This window comes from Gemmatimonas aurantiaca (assembly GCF_037190085.1).
Lineage (GTDB): Bacteria > Gemmatimonadota > Gemmatimonadetes > Gemmatimonadales > Gemmatimonadaceae > Gemmatimonas > Gemmatimonas aurantiaca_A.
Map to the genome: position 1 here is coordinate 275,256 of NZ_JBBCJO010000012.1, position 21,851 is coordinate 297,106.

The 21,851-nt window shown below is 65.4% G+C and carries 15 protein-coding genes; 8 read left to right on the plus strand and 7 right to left on the minus strand.

The window, feature by feature from the left end:
• Positions 1-5: 5 nt before the first annotated feature.
• Positions 6-1,229 carry an FIST N-terminal domain-containing protein gene (locus WG208_RS15835; RefSeq protein WP_337172347.1) on the minus strand — a complete coding sequence of 408 codons (1,224 nt, stop codon included), beginning with the start codon at positions 1,227-1,229 and terminating at the stop codon, positions 6-8.
• Between the two features lie 129 nt (positions 1,230-1,358).
• Here WG208_RS15835 and WG208_RS15840 point away from each other — a divergent pair, with 129 nt between their 5' ends.
• The 5 genes from WG208_RS15840 (at position 1,359) to WG208_RS15860 (ending at position 11,264) form a co-directional block, all read left to right on the plus strand.
• Positions 1,359-1,985: an ECF-type sigma factor gene (locus tag WG208_RS15840; protein WP_337172348.1), complete on the plus strand. Its 627-nt coding sequence runs from the start codon at positions 1,359-1,361 to the stop codon at positions 1,983-1,985.
• 151 nt (positions 1,986-2,136) lie between these two features.
• Positions 2,137-4,755: a serine/threonine-protein kinase gene (locus WG208_RS15845; protein ID WP_337172349.1), complete on the plus strand. Its 2,619-nt coding sequence runs from the start codon at positions 2,137-2,139 to the stop codon at positions 4,753-4,755.
• Between the two features lie 170 nt (positions 4,756-4,925).
• Positions 4,926-6,830: a CocE/NonD family hydrolase gene (locus WG208_RS15850; protein ID WP_337172350.1), complete on the plus strand. Its 1,905-nt coding sequence runs from the start codon at positions 4,926-4,928 to the stop codon at positions 6,828-6,830.
• Between the two features lie 55 nt (positions 6,831-6,885).
• Complete coding sequence (locus WG208_RS15855) at positions 6,886-9,870, plus strand: SusC/RagA family TonB-linked outer membrane protein (protein WP_337172351.1); 2,985 nt, start codon at positions 6,886-6,888, stop codon at positions 9,868-9,870.
• Between the two features lie 2 nt (positions 9,871-9,872).
• Entirely contained in the window at positions 9,873-11,264 is a 1,392-nt protein-coding gene (locus WG208_RS15860) for a RagB/SusD family nutrient uptake outer membrane protein (RefSeq protein ID WP_337172352.1), read from the plus strand.
• A gap of 92 nt (positions 11,265-11,356) precedes the next feature.
• Here the strand turns inward: WG208_RS15860 and WG208_RS15865 are convergent, their stop codons facing one another.
• The 3 genes from WG208_RS15865 to WG208_RS15875 form a co-directional block, all read right to left on the minus strand.
• The gene (locus WG208_RS15865; protein WP_337172353.1) at positions 11,357-13,123 is read right to left on the minus strand and encodes a hypothetical protein; all 1,767 of its coding nucleotides are present in this window, start codon (positions 13,121-13,123) and stop codon (positions 11,357-11,359) included.
• A 65-nt stretch (positions 13,124-13,188) separates the two neighbouring features.
• Positions 13,189-13,923 (minus strand): DUF305 domain-containing protein, encoded by a 735-nt coding sequence (locus WG208_RS15870; RefSeq protein ID WP_337172354.1) that lies wholly within the window; start codon positions 13,921-13,923, stop codon positions 13,189-13,191.
• A gap of 8 nt (positions 13,924-13,931) precedes the next feature.
• Positions 13,932-15,080, minus strand: a complete 1,149-nt coding sequence (locus WG208_RS15875; protein WP_337172355.1) for an NAD-dependent epimerase/dehydratase family protein — start codon at positions 15,078-15,080, stop codon at positions 13,932-13,934.
• Positions 15,081-15,334: 254 nt separating this feature from the next.
• Between WG208_RS15875 and WG208_RS15880 the strand changes: the two genes are divergently transcribed.
• Both WG208_RS15880 and WG208_RS15885 read left to right on the plus strand, forming a co-directional pair.
• Positions 15,335-15,667 (plus strand): YegP family protein, encoded by a 333-nt coding sequence (locus WG208_RS15880; RefSeq protein WP_337172356.1) that lies wholly within the window; start codon positions 15,335-15,337, stop codon positions 15,665-15,667.
• 396 nt (positions 15,668-16,063) lie between these two features.
• Positions 16,064-17,548 carry a S41 family peptidase gene (locus tag WG208_RS15885; protein WP_337172357.1) on the plus strand — a complete coding sequence of 495 codons (1,485 nt, stop codon included), beginning with the start codon at positions 16,064-16,066 and terminating at the stop codon, positions 17,546-17,548.
• A 35-nt stretch (positions 17,549-17,583) separates the two neighbouring features.
• Here WG208_RS15885 and WG208_RS15890 read toward each other — a convergent pair whose 3' ends face one another.
• Positions 17,584-18,474, minus strand: coding sequence for an SRPBCC domain-containing protein (locus tag WG208_RS15890; RefSeq protein WP_337172358.1), 891 nt, complete (start codon positions 18,472-18,474; stop codon positions 17,584-17,586).
• Positions 18,475-18,603: 129 nt separating this feature from the next.
• Here WG208_RS15890 and WG208_RS15895 point away from each other — a divergent pair, with 129 nt between their 5' ends.
• Positions 18,604-19,455, plus strand: coding sequence for an alpha/beta fold hydrolase (locus tag WG208_RS15895; RefSeq protein WP_337172359.1), 852 nt, complete (start codon positions 18,604-18,606; stop codon positions 19,453-19,455).
• A gap of 36 nt (positions 19,456-19,491) precedes the next feature.
• Here the strand turns inward: WG208_RS15895 and WG208_RS15900 are convergent, their stop codons facing one another.
• Together WG208_RS15900 and WG208_RS15905 are read right to left on the minus strand one after the other, a co-directional pair.
• On the minus strand, positions 19,492-20,388 hold the full coding sequence (locus tag WG208_RS15900) for an MOSC N-terminal beta barrel domain-containing protein (protein ID WP_337172360.1): 897 nt from the start codon (positions 20,386-20,388) through the stop codon (positions 19,492-19,494).
• Positions 20,385-21,800 (minus strand): amino acid permease, encoded by a 1,416-nt coding sequence (locus WG208_RS15905; protein ID WP_337172361.1) that lies wholly within the window; start codon positions 21,798-21,800, stop codon positions 20,385-20,387. The genes WG208_RS15900 and WG208_RS15905 overlap by 4 nt, the downstream gene beginning before the upstream one ends.
• Positions 21,801-21,851: the final 51 nt, after the last annotated feature.

A 21,851-nucleotide genomic window follows, 5' to 3' on the forward strand; every position in this document is an offset into this window, starting at 1 on the left:
GATCCCTACTTGCCGAACACGATCGCGGAAATCATCAGGTTGCCGTGTGCGTTCCGATCGAGAACGAGCCCCTGTTCGCCGAACGTGAAGCAGCCCACGAACGGCTTGCCCCCCAGACTCGTGGAGACAGCCGTGGCCACCCTGGGCATTTCATCGCCCACGGCCAGCATGCATCCCGCGCAGTACACGATGAGGCCACCGGCCAGATTGTCGGAGCCACCGAGGGAGTTCACCGCCGCGGAGGCCACACGACCGGCGCGTTCCACGAGGCGCGCCTTGTCGCCCCGCATGCTGTAGAGACGTGTGCCTTCTTCGATGGACGCGAAGGTGGAGAGCGCTCCGTCGGCGGTGATCTGCTCCGGGTGAATGAGCAGATAGTGCGTGAGGTCGTCGATGCGACCGGCATCGATGCCCAGCGGGAACATTGTCGTGTCGGTGAGAATGTTTCCTCCCGACGCCACCTTTTCCGACAGCGTACCGCCAAGCCACCGGTTGTACACTTGGGCCGCGGGTTCGCCGTCGATGGCCATGATCTGCCGGCTGCGCACCTTCGTCACGATTCCGCTTTCCCCCGACGGATCGTATCCGATGCGCGTGACGACGCCGCTCGGGCCGGTGGGCTCATAACCGCCCTGGAAGGCATAGCCGATGCCGCCCGACGAGAAGAGCACGCCCACCACCACGCTGTTTCGCTGTGGACCGTCCGGGCCCAGCTGACGCCATCCGCCCGACACGGTATTGTCGGCGGAACTGCCACCGATGATAGGGCAGCGATCGCCCACCACCCGACGGAGCCCTTCGATCACCGCCTCTTCCTGCCCCGGCGCCTGATACAGCCACACCAGCTCCGGCAGTTCGCCGGGACAACCGGCGTTCTCCAGTGCCGCGTGGATGGCGCGCTCGGCGCAATCGGCCGCATCCCCCTCCAGTTCCACGGCCGCCGTGCCGTAGTCGCCATCGGGATCATCGATGACCAGCAGCCCGATGGAGCCACTGCCTCCGAGGCCGACTTCGCTCATGGCACCACCGCACGAGGTCCCTCCCAACAAGGCCGCGAACGGGAAACGGGTCTTCAGGAATTCGTGAAGTTGCCGGTCATCATGATCGGCGTCATAGAATGCGCAGACGAGACTGGGTTGCGGTTGGGTCCTGTCGATGTCCCGGGCGAGCGCTTCGAGGGCGGAGGTGGTGGATTCGTGAGCGACGACGAACGACGTGAGCGATACCATGGGATTCACTGAGGGGCATGCATGAATTCCCGGCATCGGAAACGGACGATGCCGGGGACACCCCAAAGACGAAGGGATCAGTCGCCGGTAACGGCCGGACATGCCTCTCCGGTGGAGGCCCCCGGAGGCATGCCCTCCGCTCCCGACTGGCGGAATCCCCCAGGCTCGGTGGATCTTGTGTTCGTGCCCGACGCGTTTGCCCCCGATCCGCAGTCCCTCACCGACCTGCTGCGCGCGGCGCAGGACGGGGACACGGCCGCCCACGAGGCCGCGGCGAGTCTGGTGTATCGGGAGCTGCATCAACTGGCCGAGGCGTATCTGGGCCGTGAACGCGATGATCACACACTGCAGCCCACCGCCCTCGTCAACGAGGCGTACCTGCGCCTGCTGGGCCACGAATCGCCGTGGGAGAATCGGGCGCAGTTCTTCGGTATCGCCGGTCGCACGATGCGGCGCATTCTCGTGGACCATGCGCGCCGCCGTATGGCCGACCGGCGTGACGCCCGACTCACGGTGACGCTGGAAGACGCCGCTCCGGCCACACCGGCCGGGTTTCTCGAGGTCCTCGAAGTGCACGATGCGCTCGAACGACTGGAGCAGCTCGATCCCCGCCAGGCGCACATCGTGGAACTCAAGTTTTTCGTGGGGTTGTCCCTCGACGAAATCGCGGAAGCCCTCTCCATCTCTCCGGCCACGGTGAGCCGCGAATGGGCGCTGGCCCGTCGCTGGTTGCGTCTCCATGCCCTGAAGTCGTAGAAGAGAGGCGAGAGGAGAAGAGGCCGTGGCGACCGCATGATCCCTCGACTGTTTCCGTGAGGGAATCGATGCCGGGTTTGCGCCTGTCACACATGGCTCCTTCGCTGTCACATCAGGCACCCTCCATTCCCATTGCCCTCTGCCACGACCGATGCACCACGATCTGACCCCGGACGACTGGGCACGGCTCAAAGGGCTCTGGCTGGAATACGAGGATGGCAGCGCCAGTGAGCGGGAGTCCCTGCTGGTCAGCGAGGCCGTGCCGAATCATCTGCGGGAAGTGCTGGTGGCATTGATCACGGTGGACGAGCGCGGCCTGGCCGATGTCGATCGTTCCGCCGCCGACCTGCTGGGCATGGCCGCCCCCCGTCAGCCCGACGACGCCCAGGAACGCGCCTCCGCGGCAATGATCGGCCGTCGACTGGGGGCGTATCGGGTGCTGCGGCTCATCGGCCGCGGTGGCATGGGCGCGGTGTACGAGGCCGAACGTGCCGATCAGTCGTATCAGCAGCGGGTGGCGATCAAGACCCTGTGGCGCGGAGCGGACAGCGCGGTGCTGCTGCAGCGCTTTCGTTCGGAACGACAGATTCTCGCGAGCCTGCATCATCCCAACATCGCGCCGCTGCTCGACGGGGGGTCGACGGAAGAAGGCACGCCGTGGCTCGCCCTGGAGTACGTGGAAGGCACACCGGTGGATCAATGGTGTGACGAGCGGCGACTGGGCATCACCGAACGTCTCGATCTCTTCCGGCAGATCTGCGCGGCGGTGCAGCATGCCCATCAGCGGCTCGTGGTGCATCGTGATCTCAAGCCGTCGAATGTGTTGGTGACGCCGGACGGCGTCGTGAAGCTGCTCGATTTCGGCGTGGCGAAACTGCTTTCACCGACCGAGGTGGATGGCACGCTCACCAGCGCGGGACTGTCGCCGTTCACGGCGGCGTGGGCGGCGCCCGAACAGCTGGAAGACGGGCCCGTGTCCACCGTCGCCGATGTGTACTCACTGGGCGCGATCCTCACACAACTACTCGCGGGGGCACCGCCCCGTATCCTTGCAGGACGCATGTCGATCGAGCGTCTGCGTACGGCGGTGGCCGCACCGCCCCGTTCCCCCAGTGCGCTCGCGGCATCCGCATCCCCCGCCGTGGCGACGGCGCGCGGATTTTCGTCACCGGCCAGACTCGCCGACACATTGCGCGGTGAGCTCGATGCGATCGCGGGCATGGCGCTGCGCAGCGATCCCGACCGGCGATATGCCAGCGTGGAAGCGTTGAGCGATGACGTGCGTCGGTATCTCCGGCGCGACCGGGTGCTGGCGCGTCCGGACAGTGCCGCCTACCGCCTGTGGAGCTTCGTGCGTCGTCGACCGGCCGCGAGCATCACCTTCGTCGCGTTCGTGCTGTCCGTGGCGGGTGGTGGTGCCCTCGCCTGGCGACAGGCCGTGCTGGCGCGCGCCGAGGCGCGACGTGCCGAACGGGCCACGACGTTTCTCTCCAGCCTCGTGATGGGATCGAATGCCACATCCTACGAACCGTTGATCCGTCTCGGTCGTGAAGGCACGCTGGCGCAATTGCTGGACAGCGCACTGGTCCGCATTCCCCGCGAATTCGCGGACGACAGTCGCATTCGTGGGCGGTTGTACGGCGCGATCGGCGCCAATCTCGCCTCGCAGGGCCGTCTCGACCGGGCACTCACCGTCCTCGATTCGGCGCGCATCCTCACGGCGCAGGGATACGGGATGCGCAGTGTGGAGTTCGCGCGCGCCAATCTGGAATGGGCGGCGTTGTGTCTGGATATCGAAGGCCTCCCCGCATCACGGCAGGCCATTGCGGACGTCACACACATCGTCCTCGCCCACCCGGAGGATCAGGAACTGCATCAGCGTCTCGATCTGGTCCGCTCGGGACAGGCGCTGCTGCTGGGGCGTGTGCGGGAGGCCGACTCCATGGCGTCGCACGTGCTCGCCGTCATCTCTCCGCGCGACCGCGGTGTGCTCGCCCTGCGCGCCGCGTTGTTGCGCATGTCGGCGTCGACCTGGGTGGACCGCGATCCCCGACTGTACCTCAAGCGCGCCCGTGCGGCGAGTGCCCTGGCCGACTCCATGGGACTCGCCGGCAGTAACGAGCAGTGGCGTGCGTTCAATGCCGAGTTCGAAGCCCTGCTGGTTCTCGGGCGCAGCGAAGCGGCAGCCGAGGTGCTGCAGCGCGTACGGACCACGTATGCCGACGTCAGTCGTGATGGACGCGTGGGCAACGTGCCCTTGCTGCAGCAGCAGGCGTTTCTCGCCAGTGTGGACGGCGATACCGCTGCCCGCCGCATCGCAGCGACCTCGGCCGTTCAGGCCATCGAACAGGGCGCGGTCGCCACCCAGACGACCAAACTGCTCACGTATGCGACCGCGCTCGACGATGCCCTCGCGCGCAAAGACACGCTGGCCGCGGTGACCATCGTCCGCCGCAGCGTCCGCGATCTGCTCCCCGGGGAATCCCCACTCGTGCTGGGGTTGGCATACTGGCATCTCGCGCGCGGAGAAAACGCCGGCGGTCATCATGAAGAAGCATTGCAAGCGGTGCGGGACGGAAGGCGATGGATTGCCGACACACCGGATCTCGAAAGTGTCCTGCCGCTGTTGCGTCGCGAAGAGTATGTGGCTCTCAAGGCATTGGGACGGACGAATGAAGCCGACAGTCTGCGCCGGTCGGTGCCGACACGCGGACCGATTGCACCCTGCACACCAGGTGGTGTGTGGAATGGTTGTCCGGATGTGCCCTGAGATACGCTGACGTTTCGTGAAGCGCTGCATGGCAGCGCGGCACGGTCACCTCTCTAGTGAAGCGGTGGTCCTGGTCTCCAGATTGTACGATGGAAGCACGTAGTCGGTGATGAACACCCGGTGTTCTCACCATGGACGTCCCCCCTCCATCGGTACGCCAAGGTACTCCAATGGCCGGCCTCCATCTGCACCGTCTCTCCTCCCATCTGCTGGCTCTCGCCACACTCGCCACACTCGGTGTGAGTGAGACACAGGCACAACGTCCGGGTCCCGATCCCGCCGCGGTGGCGCGGGTCCGCGCACAGTATGCGAAGCGCGAGGTGAGCATCCCCATGCGCGACGGCACCAAGCTGTTCACGTCCATCTATGTGCCGCGCGACACCAGCAAAGCCGTCCCCATTCTGCTGATGCGCACACCGTACAGCGTCGCGCCCTACGGGCCGAACGAGTACGCGGGGCAGCTGGGGCCCTTTCCCGATATCGATCGGGAAGGTTGGATCTTCGTCAATCAGGACGTGCGCGGTCGCTACATGAGCGAAGGGTACTACTCGTTCATGACGCCGCATCTCGGCCCCGATCGCAAGGCGGGCGCCGTGGACGAGTCCACCGATACGTACGACACCATCGAGTGGATCCTGAAGAACATCGGTCACCACAACGGCCGCGTGGGCATGTGGGGCAATTCGGCGCCCGGATTCTTCGTGGCGGCCGGCATGATCGGCGCACATCCCGCGCTCAAGTTTTCGTATCCGTCAGCACCGATGATCGATTGGTGGCTGGGTGACGACCGTCACATGAACGGACTCTTCAAGCTGTCGCAGACCTACAACTTCCTGAAGGGGTTCGATCAACCGCGTCCGGGGCCGGTCACGCAGTATCCCGCGGGACCGAATGCGGGAACCACCGACGGGTACGCGTGGCATCTGAAGATGGGAGCGCTGTCCAACTACGGCAGCGGGCCATTGCAGAACCGTATCGCCTTCTGGGACTCCATCGTCGCGCACCCGGACTACGATGCGTACTGGCAGGCCCGCTCGCTCTGGAAACATGCGAAGAACATCACGCCCGCCGTGCTGCTCGTCGGCGGCTGGTACGATGTGGAAGATCCCTACGGCATGCTGCGTCTCAACCAGAGCATGCAGGCCGACAGTCGCTCGACGAAGCAGATGCTGGTGATTGGGCCCTGGTCGCATGGGGGCTGGAACCGTGCCGACTTCCCGACATTCGGCGCGTTCACGAATGGCAGCCCCACCGGGAAGTTCTTCCGGGATTCCGTGGGCGCACCGGCGTTCCGGTGCCTCCTCAAGGACGACTGCGGATCGTTCCAGTTCGGAGGCGCGCTGGTCTTCGAGCCGGGCACCAATCAGTGGAAGCGCTTCGATGCCTGGCCGCCGAAGACGGCGCGTCCCCGCTCGTTGTACCTGCGTGAGCAGGGCGTGGCGTCGTTCGCCGCCCCCACCGCCGCCACGGGTTCCGACCGGTATGTCAGCGATCCGGCAAAGCCGGTGCCGTACACCATGGGGAACACGTTCGGCTTCAACGCGATGTATCCCACCGAAGACCAGCGCTTCGCATCGCGGCGCCCCGACGTGCTCGTCTATCGCTCGGAGGTGCTCACCGAGGACATCACCGTGGCCGGCCCGGTGTCCGCGCTGTTGCACGTAGCCAGCACCGGCACGGACGCCGATTTCGTGGTGAAGATCATCGATCAGTATCCGGACGATGCGCCGCCGGAGTTCGAAGGCGGCCCGCGTCTCGACGCATACGAGCGTCTGGTGCGTCCCGGTGTGGCGCGCGCGCGCTGGCGCCGGGGGTATTCCCGCAGCGTGCCCCTCACCGCCAACGTCGCGGACACGGTGCGCGTACCGCTCGACGATGTCATGCACACCTTCCGCAAGAGTCATCGCATCGTCGTGCACGTGCAGAGCACGTGGTTCCCGGCCGTCGACCGCAATCCCCAACGGTTCGTTCCCAACATCTACAAGGCCAAGGACTCCGATTTCCAGACCGCGACCATGACGGTGTTCCGCACCGCCGCGCGCCCCTCCCACCTCACACTCAACGTCCTGCCGTAGCACCTCCGCTCCTCTCCCTTCTGCTCTCTCTCCCCTCCACCTGCAGGAGACCCGCATGACAGGAGTTTTCACGCGCCGCGCTTTACGGGCGGCGGCGTGCGCACTGTCCGTGCTCACGCTGTCAGCCAGTACATTGCTCGCGCAGACCCGTACCATCACCGGCCAGGTGCTCGAAGAGGACACCCGGGCACCGATCACCGCGGCGCAACTGCAGGTACAGGGGACCACGATCGGCACCCTGTCGCGCGAAGACGGTCGATTCACCATCACCGGCGCTCCAGCCGGGGACCTCGTGTTGGTGGTGCGCCGACTCGGATATCCGATGACCCGCATCCCGGTGGACGCCTCGCGCAACACGCTCGAGATCGTCCTCAAGAAGGACGTGCTCAATCTCGACCAGGTCGTGGTGACCGGTCAGGCCACCGGCATCTCCCGCCGCAACCTGGCCAACGACGTGGCGAGCGTGAGTGGAGCCGACATGAACAAGGTGTCGGCCCAGTCCATCGAGAACGCCATGCAGGGCAAGATCGCCGGTGCCCAGATCGCGCAGTCCACGGGTGCGCCGGGCGGCGGCAACCGCATCCGCATCCGCGGTATCTCCTCCATTCTCGGATCGGCCCAGCCGCTCTACGTCATCGATGGCGTGATCGTGACCGACGTCGCCATCGGCTCCGGCACCAACAAGGTGACACGGGCCTCGGGCAGCGGCATCTCGGTGGGGAATCAGGAGGCGCCGGTGAACCGCATCGCCGACCTCAACCCGAACGACATCGAGAACGTCGACATCCTGAAGGGATCGGCAGCGGCGGCCATCTATGGTTCCAAGGCGTCGGGTGGTGTCATCATCATCACCACCAAACGCGGCAAGGCCGGCAAGCCGAAGTTCTCGTTGCGCATGGGGACCGGCACGTCCGAACTCGCGTACCGCAACGGCTCGCGGCACTTCCAGTCGCTCCAGGATGCGATCGCCGTCTTCGGCACCGGCATCACGCCGTACTACGACTCCAATCGGGTGCTCGACTACGAGACGCTGGCCTACGGCAACCGGCCGATCAACTCCGATCTCTCGCTCAGCGTGAGTGGCGGCAGCGACGACACGCGCTATTTCGTGTCGGCCAGCCGGCGCAACGAGGAAGGCATCGTCAAGAACACGTTCGCCCGCAAGACGAACGTGCGTGTCAACCTCGACCAGCGCATCTCCTCGCGCATCAACCTGCAGGTCGGCAACGAGGTGCTCAACAACGTCAGCGATCGTGGCCTGTTCGGCAACGACAACGCCGGCAACTCGATCGCCTACGCGCTCACCAAGATCCCGAGCTTCCTCGATCTGCGCCGCAATGCCGACGGCTCCTGGCCGGTGAACCCGTTCTATCCGTCCAACCCGCTGCAGACCATCGATCAGTTCGAGAACAACGAGAACGTGTGGCGCAACATCACCACGTCGCGCCTGACGGCCGATCTGCTCACCGGTGACCGTCACACCCTGCAGTTCATCGCGTTCGGTGGCGTGGATCTGCTCAACCAGACCAACCTGATCTACTCTCCGCCGACGCTGCAGTTCGAGCCGGTGGACGGGCTGCCGGGCACGAGCGCCAATTCGAAGACCACCAACCTGCAGCGCAATCTGAATCTCAACCTCGTGCACGGCTGGAACGTCGGCTCGTCGCTCAAGGTCACGTCGCAGGTGGGTACGCAGTTCGAGCAGCGTCAGTTCAACCAGACACGCGCGTCGGCGCAGAACCTGCTCGGCGGCCTGGAAGTGGTGACGTCCGGCACCGTCCGTGACGTGGACGAATCGCGTCTCGAGGTTCAGGACTTCGGCGTGTTCGCACAGACCGAAGCGCTCTGGCGCGAGAAGCTGCTGCTCACCGTGGGCGCCCGCGCCGACCGCAGCAGCAACAACGGCGATCCGGCCAAGTTCTTCCTCTTCCCCAAGGCCGCCACGTCGTATCGGTTCGCGAACTTCATGCCCGGCATGATCGACGAAGCCAAGCTGCGTGTGGCCTACGGCGAGACGGGCAACCAGCCGCTCTACGGACAGAAGTTCACCAACCTCGATCTGTCGAGTGTGGGTGGCATCGGCGCCTTCCGCGTGGGCACGGTGCGTGCGGCGTCCGATCTCCGTCCCGAACGGCAGCGGGAGTTCGAAGCGGGTCTCGATCTCAACCTGCTCCGCAATCGTGCGACGTTCGCGGTCACCAACTTCCGCCGCAACATCTCCGATCTGCTGATCACCCGCACGCTGGCGCCGACCTCCGGTTTCAGCAGCGAGACATCGAACGGCGCCGAGATGCAGGTGACGGGCACCGAAGTCTCGATCAACGCCTTCCCCGTTCAGACCGCCACCTGGGGCTGGACATCGCGGCTCAACTGGGGAACGAATCGTTCCCGGGTGACCAAGCTGCCCGTCCCCACCTTCCTGCTCGGCAGCCCGCAGACCGGCGCCGTTCGCATCGAGGAAGGCAAGTCCGCCACACAGCTCATCGGCAACGACACCCTGCCGCAGGCGGGTGGCCGGGTGGTGGTGCCCGTGGTGATGGGAGATGGCAATCCACTCTGGACCGCCGGCTGGGGCAACGAGGTGCGCTACAGGGGGCTTTCGCTGTACGCGCTGCTCGATCAACAGAAAGGCGGCATGCTCGCGAACGGCACATGGCGTCACTACGACCTCGGTCAGAACTCGCGCGACTACGACGATCTCGACGAGTACGGCCGGAAGGTCGGCGAAGTGCGGCGCACGAGCTACCTCCAGGTCACGGACATCTACTATCAGAGCACCTCGTTCGTGAAGCTCCGTGAAGTCACGCTCTCGTGGGATCTCCCGCAGAAGTGGACGACGGCGCTGTGGTCGGGCGCGAGCGGCGCGAAGCTGTCGTTGAGTGGCCGCAATCTCTACTGGTGGACCAAGTTCCGCGGCGGTGATCCGGAGGCGCAGAACTTCGGACAGGGTGGCGTGCCCGATGCCATCCAGCGCAATCGCGAACTGGCCGCCTATCCTGCCAGCCGCAGCTACTGGCTCAATTTCAGCGTGGACTTCTGACCATGACCGCCTCCCGTCTTCGCAAGACGCGCGCACTGTTCCTGGTCGCCGTCTGTGCCACTGCTGCCGCGGCCTGCAATGCCGCCGACATCGCCAACTTCAACAACCCGAACACCTCGCAGCTCGAAGGCTCGCCCGACGCGTCCACGGTGAACACGGCCGTGGCCGGTGTGCTCGCGGGCTCCCGTGCCAGTGCCGGCACCTGGGCCAGCACCCTGGGAGTGTTCGGTCGCGAGATCATGAATCTCGATGGCGCCGAGCCCCGCAACGTGCTCGCGTTGCTCATCGGACCGCTGGAGCCCGGCGGTTTCGGTGTGGATGTGGGTTGGACCAATACGTACCGCAATCTGCGCACGGCCTACACCATCCTGGACGTGGTCGACAAGGTGCCCGACTACTCCGCGGCGCAGCGCAGCGCCGTGAAGGGATTCGTGAAGACCTTCATCGCGCAGGAGTACGCGAATCAGTTGCGGGTGCGCGATACGTTCGGACTGGTGTTCGACGTCCCGAAAAATCCCTCCGAACAGGGTGCGTTCATATCCCGTGAGGAAGGCTACACAAAGACCGCCGCGCTGCTGGACGAGGCCCGGACCGACCTGGCGGCCGGCGGGGCGGCTTTCCCGTTCACGCTCACCACGGGGTTTGCGGGCTTCAACACACCGGCCACGTTCCTCCGTGTGAACCGGGCGTTCAAGGCGCGCCTCGAGATCTATCGGGGACGCTGGGCGGAAGCCCTCGCGGCCGTGAACGAATCGTTCATCAGCACGGCATCGGGTTCGGCGGCATCGCTCAACACGGGCATCTTCCATGTGTACAGCACCTCCTCGGGCGATGCGGTGAATCCGATGTACGATCCCACGCCGCGGGCGTTGGTGGTGGTTCCGGAGTTTCTCACGGAAGCACGTCTGCGCGCCGATGGATCACGCGATCTCCGCGCCACATCCAAGGCCGTCGTGGGCAGCGTCACACTGGCCACGCAGGGGATCAGCTCGAACGTGCGCCCCACCGTGTATCCCACCAACGTCACGCCGGTGCCGATCATCCGGAACGAGGAACTCATCCTGATCCGTGCCGAAGCGAACATCGGACTGGGCAATCGGGCAGCCGCCATCAGCGATCTCAACTTCGTACGCACCAACGCCGGTGGTCTGCCGGCGCTGGCCAGCGACTACGCCGGTGATCTCGTGACCGAGCTGCTGTATGACCGCCGGTATTCGCTGTTCTTCGAGTACGGCCATCGCTGGGTCGACTCGCGGCGTTACAACCGTCTTGGTGACCTGCGCAAGCAGTTGCCGACACATCGCGTCTTCCCGCTCGTACCGATTCCGGTGGACGAGTGCAACCAGCGCACCAACGCCCTGCCCCGCGGTTGCGTGAACGTGCTGGGTAGCTGACAGCAGGACGCGGGACCAGTGTATGAAGAAGGCGGAGCGATCCGAGGATCGCTCCGCCTTCTTCATACCGACCAGCGACTACCGCCTATCGCCTACTTCGCCAGCCCCTTCACCACCTCGCTCAGCGCCTTCACACGCGCCGACTCCGGGCTGCCGCCGGCATCCTGATCGAGCTGGGCCGCCAATTTCGTGAGCGCGTTGGCGCGCGCCGAGCCCTTGGCTTTCTCTGCGACATCGAGCTGAGCGACCACGCCATCGAGCCAGGACTTCTGCACCGCGCTGTTGCGTGCCATCTGATCGGTGTACGCCCGCGCCACCACGAACGCCGCGGGCCACACGAGACGCGGCTGCTCCTGCGGATTGAAGTAGGTGAACTTCACCAGCTTGGCCGCTTCGAGTTCGTTCTTCGACAGGAATTCGCTGGGGGTCAATTCCAGCACATCGAGACCGCGGGCGATTTCCGAGCCGTAGATGTAGCCGTTGTACCAGTACGCCGACCAGTGACCGGCGCTGGTGAGCACGCTCGCGTCCAGCGGGCCGCGATCGAAATACGCGATCTCGAACGCGTGGTTGGGATCGGTCCAGTCGAAGACGTTGATGCCGCCCTGATACCACGACTGCACCATGACCTCGCGCCCCGGGATGGGAATGAGCGACCCGTTGTGCGCGACGCAGTTTTCCTGGCTGGTCTGTGCGGCGGGCATCTTGAAGTAGCTCTTGAAATCGAGCTTGTCGCCGTTGCGCACGAAGATGGCGTCCGCTCCCCACTCCTTCTTGTCCGTGGCGCGGCAACGTGGCGACGTCCCGCCGCCCCATTCATCGGAGAACAGAACCTTGCTGCCATCGTTGCTGAACGTGGCCGAGTGCCAGGCCGACATGTTGGTGTCTGCCGCGGCGTAGAGGCGCTTCGGATTCTTGACATCGCTGATGTCGAGCAACAACCCGTAGCCGCTGCATGCCCCACCCGCCAGACCGACCGCCGGATAGGTGGTGATGTCATGACACTGGGTGGGGCCACGTCCCGCCACCGAGGGGCGCGCCGGTGCACCGGCCGGACGTTCGCGCCGGTCTTCCGGTGCATCACCGTGGCGGGTGGCTTCACTCAGTCCTTCGAAGATGCGCGGCGAACTGACGATGGCGGCCGCCGACGGATTCTTCACCGGCACCTTGATCACTTCGATGCGGAACAACGCCGTGTTCGGATCGACATCCAGGGCCCGGTCGGAGCAACCGGCGAGTTCTTCGTGCGAACGCACGCCGGCCGATCCCGAGACGTAGATGTACACATTGTCCGGATCCTTGGGATCGGTCACCAGCGTGTTCGTGTGCGAGCCGCGGCAGGTCTGCACCATGGCGACCGACTTGGGCTTGGCGACATTGCTGATGTCGAAGATGCGGATGCCGCGTGCACGGTCCTTGCTCACCTCGGCTTCCACGCCCTCGAGACCACAATCGATGCGACCGGCCACCGCCTCGGCCGATACGAACAGCAGATTGGCGTACACGGTGACGTCACTCTGCGACCCCGGACACACGAAGGCCGTGCGCAGTTTCGGCTTGGAAGGATTGCCGATGTCCCACACCTGCCAGCCGCTGTAGTTGCCCTGGAACAACAGATTGCCACTGAACGCCAGATCGGAGTTCTTCAGGCGTGGATCAGGGGCCGCCGGATTGAGAAAGGCATCCGACGGTTTGGTGGTGGACACGAGCTTCATGTTCCACTCGGCCGTTCCGGCGTCGAACCAGCCGGCCTTGAGTCCGACGCGGCGATCCGGAGAAGGCTGCGCGTGCGCTGCCTGGGCCAGCGCCAACTGCGCCACCGCAGCGCCAGCGGCCAGCAAAGGGATCGTACGAGGCATCGTACGAGGCAGAGATCGGGGCGAGAGGCGCATGAGAGGGGGAAAGAGGGACGTGAGAGGAGGCATCAGGGTTTCGGGCGTGTGCGGAGCAGCAGCTCCATGCGGTCGATCTCCGTGGTCTGATCGGCAACCACATCGGAAACGAACTTGAAAACGTCATCGTCGTTGGCCGAACCTTTGGCCGACATGAGGTCGTCCACCATGCTGATCGCCCCACGATGATGCTGGATCATGAACGTGAGGAAATACCAGTCGAACGCAGATCCCCTGGCGGCCTTGAGTGTGTCCATCTGCGCGGGGGTGAGCATCCCGGGCATCATGCCGCCCGCCGCTCCACCAGCGGCCGCGGACGACATGTCCATGCCCGCATGATGCGCATGCGCCATCTCGCTCATGTCGCCCGTGGGCACGGTCTGCTTGCGCACACGCAGCCAGTTCTGCATGAATGCGATCTCGTCGGTCTGCGCAACGGCGATTCGCCCGGCCAGTACCCGCACCTCCGAACTGGCGCCATTGCCTTCGGCGAACGAAGACATCGTCACCGCCTGCGCATGGTGACCGATCATCCCCTGCATGAACGCCACGTCGGCCGGTGTGTACGGCGGGATGCCGCCGTCGCGGGCCGAAAGTTGTGCCGGCGTGAGCGGACGCGAACCACCGCCGGTCGACGCGCATCCCCCAACCAGCAGGAACGCGGCCAGCAGGGCGCCGACGTGGGTAGCTCGCCACGTGGCGAAACCAATGGAATTGCGATGAGCCCGGGTATCGGTCATGAAGGTGGTGAAGGACGTGAATGTCATGGATGCGCTCACCTGGACTTGCGTGTCTTCCACAGCGCCAGCAGTTCGGCCTCGCGCTCCGGCCTGAATCCGGTCTTGATGCCGGCCTGCCGTTCGGCGGGCAGTGTCTTCCACCACGCCAGGGTGTCGCGGGCGGTTTCTTCCATGGGGCGTATGGTGAGGCCGGCCTTGAGTTCCGGCGTGAGATCGAAGCGTGCGAAGCCCGCGGTGCGACCACGCATCACCTGGAAGACCGGCAGCTCCCGACCATAGGGGTTGTGGCCCTGCTCACGAAGAAAATCGGCATCCACCCACGTATACGTGGGATTGCCACCGACGCCCTTCTGCACGCGCGAAAGGAATTCGCGGAACGGCATGCCGCCCTGCGGACCGATGCCGTTGAACACGCCGAATGTGCGATTCTCGCAGAGTGTGACGCAGAACTTCACGAGATCGCGCACGTCGATGATCTGCACGTGGTCACTGCCATCACCCGGTGCGATCATCTCGCCGCCACGCGCCACACGCACGGGCCAGTAGGTGAAACGATCGGTGTCGTCCTCCGGACCGACGATGAGTCCGGGGCGCACGACCGTGACACGCCCCGGCATGGCCGCATGCGCCGCTTTTTCGGCGTAGGCCTTGGCGAGTCCATAGCTGAGCGGCTGCCCCGCCGGAACGGGAGAGTTTTCGAGCGTCAGCACGGGCGCGTTGCTGTGCATCGGCACCGCGCTCAGGTCGTGGTACACCGAGCGTGTGGAGATGAAAAGATACTGATCGACGGCGTCGCGCAGTGTCTCGGCGGAGAGCTTCACCCACTCCGGTGCGCTGGCGAGTGATGCCGATTCATCGATGACGGCATCCCACTTGCGCCCCCTGAGCGCACGCAGATCGTTGGCCCGATCGCCCGCCAGCTCCTCGACATCCTTGCCGAACATGCCCGGGGCACTGCGCCCGCGGTTGAAGATCGTGACCTCATGTCCGCGCTCGAGCGCTTCACGGACATCGTGTGGACCGACGAAGCCGGTGCCGCCAAGGATGAGGAGCTTCCTGGGAGCCGAAAGCCACCGCGGCGCCTCCGCCGGTGTGGCACGCAGCAGACCCGGAACCAGCGTGGCAGCGGAAGCGGCGCCGAGGGCGGCCAGCCCTGTGCCGAGGAACTCGCGGCGGTTGTACATGAGGAGGGGGGCGTGGGGATCACGGGCGCTGTCCCGCTCCCCAGTGTACGACGGCGCACCCGGAAACGTTAGCCGACTCCCTCCGGCTCCACTTGATATGCTTCTCCCCCTACACCGTGGCCACACAGCCCCCGGCCACCAGAGCGCCGCCGTAGCGGAGGCGCGGGTACCACTCTTCTCACCGTATGGTTGCCGGCGGTGACGCACTAACTTTCCCGCGTTCCCCGTGATTTCCCACACTCCAGGAGCACCAGATGGCCGGATGGTTCGAACTCAGCCAGGCATCGGACGGACAGTTCCGCTTCGTTCTCAAAGCGGGCAACGCGGAAACGATCCTGACCAGTGAGCTCTACAAGGCCAGGGCATCCGCCCAGAACGGCATCGCCTCGGTCCAGACAAATTCAGGACAGGATGAGCGTTATGAAAAAAAGACCGCATCGAACGGCAAGTTCTACTTCAACCTGAAGGCCGCGAACAGTCAGGTCATCGGCACGAGTCAGATGTATGCCTCCGAAGCCAGCCGCGACAACGGTATTGCCTCGGTGAAGACCAACGGCAGCAGCACCGAAGTGAAGGATCAGACCTGATCCCGTCGCTCACGCAGGGAACCGTATGAAACGATGGCAGCCCGGTGCATGGGACGAAGCACCGGGCTGTTGTCGTTTCCGGGAGTTCGACGAATACAGCGAGTTCAGCGAGTTCAATGCCGCTCGGCATGGGGTTCTTCCTTTCGTTGGCCTGCTGCCGATCAGCAACCATTCAATGCCCCGTGATGTCTCTCCGGGTGGGGACGATCTTCACCGGCACCTCCGGAAACGCGAGACCTGAGGCCGCCGTACGGATGGAAGGAGCCATTGCGTCCCCCCGCCGTTCCGCGCCGTCCGTCCCACCCTCCGGAGGCCCTCTTGTCCCCTGCCGATTCTTTTCGCGTACGTCCAATGCGTTCGTTCATTCCCGCCGGAATGCGTCGGTGTATCCGGCCAATGCTGGTGCCGCTGTCGGCGTTGTTCATCGGTCCGTGGACGGCGCACATCACGGCCCAGGCTCCATCGCCGTCGTCGCCGGCCACCTGCCGCATTTCCCTGGACTCTCTCGACGCGAAGGTCCGGGAGAACTACGCCGGTCACCTGCTCGAAGTGACGGGCAGTCGCCAGGACGCACATCGCGCCATGCTGCAACGGCTCAGGAACCGCGCGGACACCGTGCCGCTGCACGCGTGTTATCCGGTACTCGCATCGTACGTGCAATGGTACGACGATCCGCATCTCTTTGTCTTCCAGAGCACGACTCCCGATTCGTCGACGGCGCGCCGGCGTGCCGCGGCACTGCGCCACGTACGAACCACGGAGACGGACATCCGAAGGGCGCTGACCCGCCGCGCGACGCACGATCCCATCGAGGGCATCTGGTTCGATGGTCCATTGCAGTTGGGCGTGATTCCCGATCCGGCGGGGCCCTCCGGCAGCTTCGTGGCCGTGGTGCTTCGATCCGATACGACGGCCTGGCCGGTCGGCACGGTGCGAGCCGAACTTCGGCGGGTGCGCAATGACGCCGGACCGACTTCCGGCATACGCGCCGGTGTCCCCGCCTACGACATGCGTCTGCTCACCAGACACTTCGGAGAGACATATCTGCTGGCGAAGTTGTATCGCGGCGATCTGCTGCGTCTCTCGCCGGGCGTCTGGGGACGCGCCCATCCTGCCCAACGTTCACGCGCGGGCATGCTCGACAGTGTGGACGCCCATCGTCCCACGGTCGTCGTGCGCGAGCGCTCCGTCGTGTTCTCCATCCCGTCGCACGACCCGCAATTCACGCCACGTCTCGACAGTCTCGTGGCCGCCAACGCCGACGCGATCCGCTCACGCCCGCTGCTGATCATCGATCTGCGCGGCAATGAAGGGGGCGGATCCGGTACGACGCGTGCGCTCGATCCCTACATCGCCAGCACCACCCGCCGCGTCACGCCCTACGATTCGGGCACGCCGGTTATGCTCGCATCTCCCGCGCAACTCGCCTATGCCCGACGCATCGTGGGTGGCGACACGAGCGCCACCACCCGACGCATCCTGCAACGTCTCGAGAGTGAAACGGGAGCACTGGTGCCGCTGGAAGGCTTGCCCTCGCCACTCGCCCCGGAACCGAGCACCCCGGGAGACTGGCGCGTGGTGGTGCTGGTGGACGCCGGCACGGTCAGTGCCTCGGAAGTCCTGGTGCTCAAGGCCTTGCGCAGCACGCGTGCGACCGTGGTGGGTCAACCCACGGCCGGAGCGCTCGACTATCAGAGCACGCAGGGACTTTCCCTCGGCACCGGAGATCGGCAGTGGGCCCTGGGTTATCCCACGATCACCGCGCATGCCGATCTTCCGCGCCGCGGCATGCGCGGCAAGGGAATCGCCCCCGAGGTGGTCATCCGCTGGGAAGAAGTCCCCGATGCCATTGTCGAGGTCGAACGGCGCTTTGCGCGATAGCGGACCATAGGCAACGGAGAGGCACGTGGATCGTGCTACAGAACGTACAGAAAGGCCGCGAGTCGATCGAAGTTCTGTTCGTTGGCGGCCTCGACGAACGGGCGCACGGCGGCGGCTTCATCGGCGGAGTCGAATCGCAGCGCCCAGACGACATGGGTGGTGTCACCCATCGGCAGAAACGTCATCGTCATCGTGAATGCATGCCCGGCGGGCACTTCCTGCCGCAACACGATGCGTTCGCCGGGGCGCACCTCGAGGAAACGCTTGGTGAGATGATGCTCGCTGCCATCGGGCGCCCGCATGGAGAGACGCCACAGACCTCCGGCCTGGAGATCGTACTGGTGAATCTCGTTCACGAATCCGGCCGGCCCCCACCACGAGACCAGTTGTTCGGACGTGCTGTGTGCGGCATACACACGGGCCAGTGGCGCCGCGAACGTGCGTGCGGAAACGATGTCGTGTGCATCGTCGAGGATGGAGCCGAGACGATCGAAGTGCGCATCGGTGCCATGTTCGCGGGAACGCGTGCCGTCCTCACCATCGAGAAAGGCCACCTGTTCGGTGTAGACCATGCGCGTTCCGCCCGAATCGCCGGCGTGAAACTCCACGCTGGCCAGGGAGACGGACAGATGCGTGCCGTTCACGAACATGTCGTACACGTACGCGAGGCGCACTCCCGGCTCGATGGCGTGGAAGCGCGCTTCATAGAGGCTCTCACGTCCGCCGCCAAAACGACCATGAAGTCGCTCGGCGCCTCCCACGCGAAAATCGAGCCCGCGTTCAACCAGCGTCCAGGTGTCGGGCGGCCCCATGAACCAACGGGCCTTGGTTTCGATGTCGGCCCACGCGGCGAAGACCCGGGCGACATCGGCCCGATACTGGCGTTCGATCGTGAACGAGCTGTGCAGAATGGGGCGTGAAGGCATGAGCAGATCCGGTTGAAAAACTAAACTATCCACTTGAGCTTGCGTCCGAAGCGACTCATTGTCAACCGCTTACTTAAGTGATGACTGCGCGCAGTGCCATCGAGGGGAAGTTCTGACGATACTTCAGGGGTGACCGAGTCCATTCCCGCGTCCCTGCGCATCGTCCGCCGGGCCAATCGCACGCTGGGTCGGGTGGCGCCATCGCTGGCCGCGCGACTCAACCAGCGGTTGTTCTCCACGCCACGTCGGCACGCCCCGCGTGACTGGGAACTGGCGCTCGAAGCCGCCGGCAGACGGCGACGACTCGCCGGTGGATTGTCGGTGCTCGAAGCAGGCGACGGGCCCACGGTGGCGCTCATTCACGGCTGGGAGGGACGGGCCACGCAGTTTGCCGCCTTCGTGCCCCGGCTGCTCGACGCCGGTTATCACGTGGTGGCGATCGACGGACCGGCGCATGGTCACTCGCGCGGTCGTCGCGCCGATCCGTATCGCTTCGCCGATGCGCTGCGTGTGGTGGCGGACACATTCGGACCGCTGCACGGCGCGGTGGGCCACTCCATGGGTGGGGGCAGTATCGCGATCGCGCTCGCGGCGGGACTCGAGGCCCGGCGTGTGGTGAGCATCGCGAGCCCGGCCTCATTGCGCGACGTGATCGATCGTTACGCCGAGGTGATGCAGTTGCCGCCGCAGGCCACGTCGCAATTCCGGGAGCGATTCCATCGGCACATCGTGCAAAGCGGCCATCGGCCGGTGGACGTGCTGGAACTGCTGCGCGATGTCACGACGGACGCCCTGGTCATTCATGCGCGTGACGACCGGGAAGTGCCCTTCGATCATGGCGAACGCATCGTCGCGCACTGGCAGCGGGCACGGTTGATGCCGGTGGAGGGACTGGGTCACCGACGCATTCTGCGCGATCCGGCAGTGATCGAAGCGGCCGTGGCTTTCCTGCGCGGGACACAGGAACAGGAAGCCCGGTAATCCGGCTTCGATCGCTGTGCCGTGGGGCTTGAACGGTTACGTCCGAAACGCCTCCACCACCACGGGATCACCCACCTGAATGCGCCCCGGTGCGGCGTGCGTCACATTGACGCCGAACATCACCAGTCCGTCGATGCGGCGATAACCGGCCAGCGTGCGCAACGGTTCCGTACCCTGCTCGCGTGTGTCGGGATCGACGGTGGTGAGCACACAGCGCGAGCAGAGTGTGCCGGCGCCGAGCGCGACGTCGCCGATGCGCAGGCGCAGCCAGCGATCCTCGGCGTGCGGCTCGAGACCGCTCAACCACACATTCGCGCGGAAACGACGACGGTCCATCGCAAGGACGCGCCCTCCCGCCGCGAGGCGTTCCTCCAGCGCTGCGATGCCCGGCAATCCCAGCATCATGAGCGGTGCACCATCGGTGAACGCCACGTCGCGCCCCGCATGTGGCAACGGGCCGGCGTACTTGGCCTTGAGCGGCCGCCGCGATTCGTCGAACAACCGAACGACTCGTGTTTTGCGTCCGATCACGCGTGTACACCACGTTGCCGCCTCGTCACCGGCATCGTGTGCCATCACCGCATCGTCCCAGACCACCACCTGGCGGCGTTCCGCATCGGGTGGCGGCACGTGCACCGGCAGCGACGGCTCTCCGTCGGCCGCCAGTTGCAGGCCGCCATCGCGATCGGCCACGTCGAGAAATGACGGTACGATGCGCAACATGGCGTGACACTCACGCGCCGTGATCGCAGCGCCTGCTTCGTCCACCAGCAACCAGCGCCGGTCGCCCGTCGCGCCACGCGCATCGAGTTCGATCGTGGACACGTCGATACCGGCCGTCGACTTGACCGGATAGATGGTCAGTGCGGCCACATGGGCGCCGCTCACCGACCGGGTCTCCGTCTGCAGGCGTGAGGGGTCATCGATGTTCACTCGGATGTCCTTCTGTGCTCACCCTGTCGTTCATCCCGTTCTCTTTGGCGCATCCAGTACGCATACACCGGAAGCCCCAGGGCAAGCAACAGGGCGCCCCGCAGGGCATTGCCGGGATTGGAGAGAATGGAGCCCACCACCACATACCCGGCAGCGGCCACGAACAGCAGCGTGCTGAAGGGATGCCATGGCGCCCGCACCGGAATGTGCACGCCGCGTGCGTCGTCCCGACTCCGCAAGATGAGCAGCGTGGCGGCGGTGCTGCCGAAGAAGATCCAGTCGGCAAAGACCACGTAGTCGAGCAGTTGGCCATACGTGCCCGACAGCAGCAGCACCAGCGCCACGAGCCCCTGCCCCACCAGTGCGGCCACCGGTGTCTGCGTCCGCGGATGCAGCCGGGCCATGCTGCGGAAGAACAGACCGTCGGCGGCCATGGCCTGATACACCCGCGCCGACATGAGAATGACCATGCCCAGGAATCCCACGGTGGACGTGACGATCCCGAACGTGATCACCGTACGCCCGGCCGGGCCGAGGTAGACCTGCATCGCATCGGCGGCCGGCGCCCGTGACGCGGCCAGTCCTTCGAGGCCCAGCGCCCGCAGATAGGCGATGTTGACCAGCAGATAGGTCGCGGCCACGATGAGCACGCCCAGGATGAGCGCGCGCGGCAGCGTGCGCTGCGGATCGACCAGTTCCTCGGCCACGGCGTTGGTCTGTTGCCAGCCCCCGAACGAGAAGAGCACCGGCACGAGCGCGGCACCCATGGCACCGATCGCGCCACCGAGGGATGTCGGTCCGGCGAGGGGCGTCACGGGGGCGGCGACGACCGGAGCGGCGTACCGGGGGACCAGCAGCAGTGCGGCCACGACCAGCAGGGCGATGGCCGACAGCTTGAGTATGGTGAGCACATTGCCGGTGGTCGCTCCGATGCGCACGCCGAGGATGTTCAGTGCGGTGAGTCCCACGATGAGCGCGATGGCCATGGGACGTCCGGTGTCGGCGGAGAGCCCGAGCAGTTCGGCGAGATAGTTGGCCCCCGTCATGGCCACCGCCGCGATGGCGCCGGTGCCGATGATCAGGAAGAGCGCCCAGCCATAGAGAAACGCCGGCAGTGTGCCGAACGCCTCCCGCAGATAGACATAGGTACCGCCGGCGCGGGGCCGTCGCGCCCCCAGTTCGGCGTACACAAAACCGCCGATGATGGCGATCAGTGCGCCGAGTCCCCAGGCCCCCAGCGTGAGTGGGGTGGTGCCGACCCGCTGGACCACCACGGCCGGGGACAGGAAGATGCCGGCGCCGATGATACCGCCGACCACCAGCATCGTCCCGGAGAAGGTGCCCAGCCGGGCCGCATAATGAACCTCAGGCCCCCCGGCCGGCGTAGAATCCCTAGCATCATGAAGCGCCATGGGCGGCAAAGTGCCGCCTGTACATTTGAACCGCTACCCGCCTCTTTCCCC

Bases quoted from the DNA above. Each gene is read 5' to 3' on its own strand.
- WG208_RS15835 (WP_337172347.1), bottom strand. From the start codon at position 1,229: ATGGTATCGCTCACGTCGTTCGTCGTCGCTCACGAATCCACCACCTCC.
- WG208_RS15840 (WP_337172348.1), top strand. From the start codon at position 1,359: ATGCCCTCCGCTCCCGACTGGCGGAATCCCCCAGGCTCGGTGGATCTT.
- WG208_RS15845 (WP_337172349.1), top strand. From the start codon at position 2,137: ATGCACCACGATCTGACCCCGGACGACTGGGCACGGCTCAAAGGGCTC.
- WG208_RS15850 (WP_337172350.1), top strand. From the start codon at position 4,926: ATGGCCGGCCTCCATCTGCACCGTCTCTCCTCCCATCTGCTGGCTCTC.
- WG208_RS15855 (WP_337172351.1), top strand. From the start codon at position 6,886: ATGACAGGAGTTTTCACGCGCCGCGCTTTACGGGCGGCGGCGTGCGCA.
- WG208_RS15860 (WP_337172352.1), top strand. From the start codon at position 9,873: ATGACCGCCTCCCGTCTTCGCAAGACGCGCGCACTGTTCCTGGTCGCC.
- WG208_RS15865 (WP_337172353.1), bottom strand. From the start codon at position 13,123: ATGCCTCGTACGATCCCTTTGCTGGCCGCTGGCGCTGCGGTGGCGCAG.
- WG208_RS15870 (WP_337172354.1), bottom strand. From the start codon at position 13,923: ATGACATTCACGTCCTTCACCACCTTCATGACCGATACCCGGGCTCAT.
- WG208_RS15875 (WP_337172355.1), bottom strand. From the start codon at position 15,080: ATGTACAACCGCCGCGAGTTCCTCGGCACAGGGCTGGCCGCCCTCGGC.
- WG208_RS15880 (WP_337172356.1), top strand. From the start codon at position 15,335: ATGGCCGGATGGTTCGAACTCAGCCAGGCATCGGACGGACAGTTCCGC.
- WG208_RS15885 (WP_337172357.1), top strand. From the start codon at position 16,064: ATGCTGGTGCCGCTGTCGGCGTTGTTCATCGGTCCGTGGACGGCGCAC.
- WG208_RS15890 (WP_337172358.1), bottom strand. From the start codon at position 18,474: ATGCCTTCACGCCCCATTCTGCACAGCTCGTTCACGATCGAACGCCAG.
- WG208_RS15905 (WP_337172361.1), bottom strand. From the start codon at position 21,800: ATGGCGCTTCATGATGCTAGGGATTCTACGCCGGCCGGGGGGCCTGAG.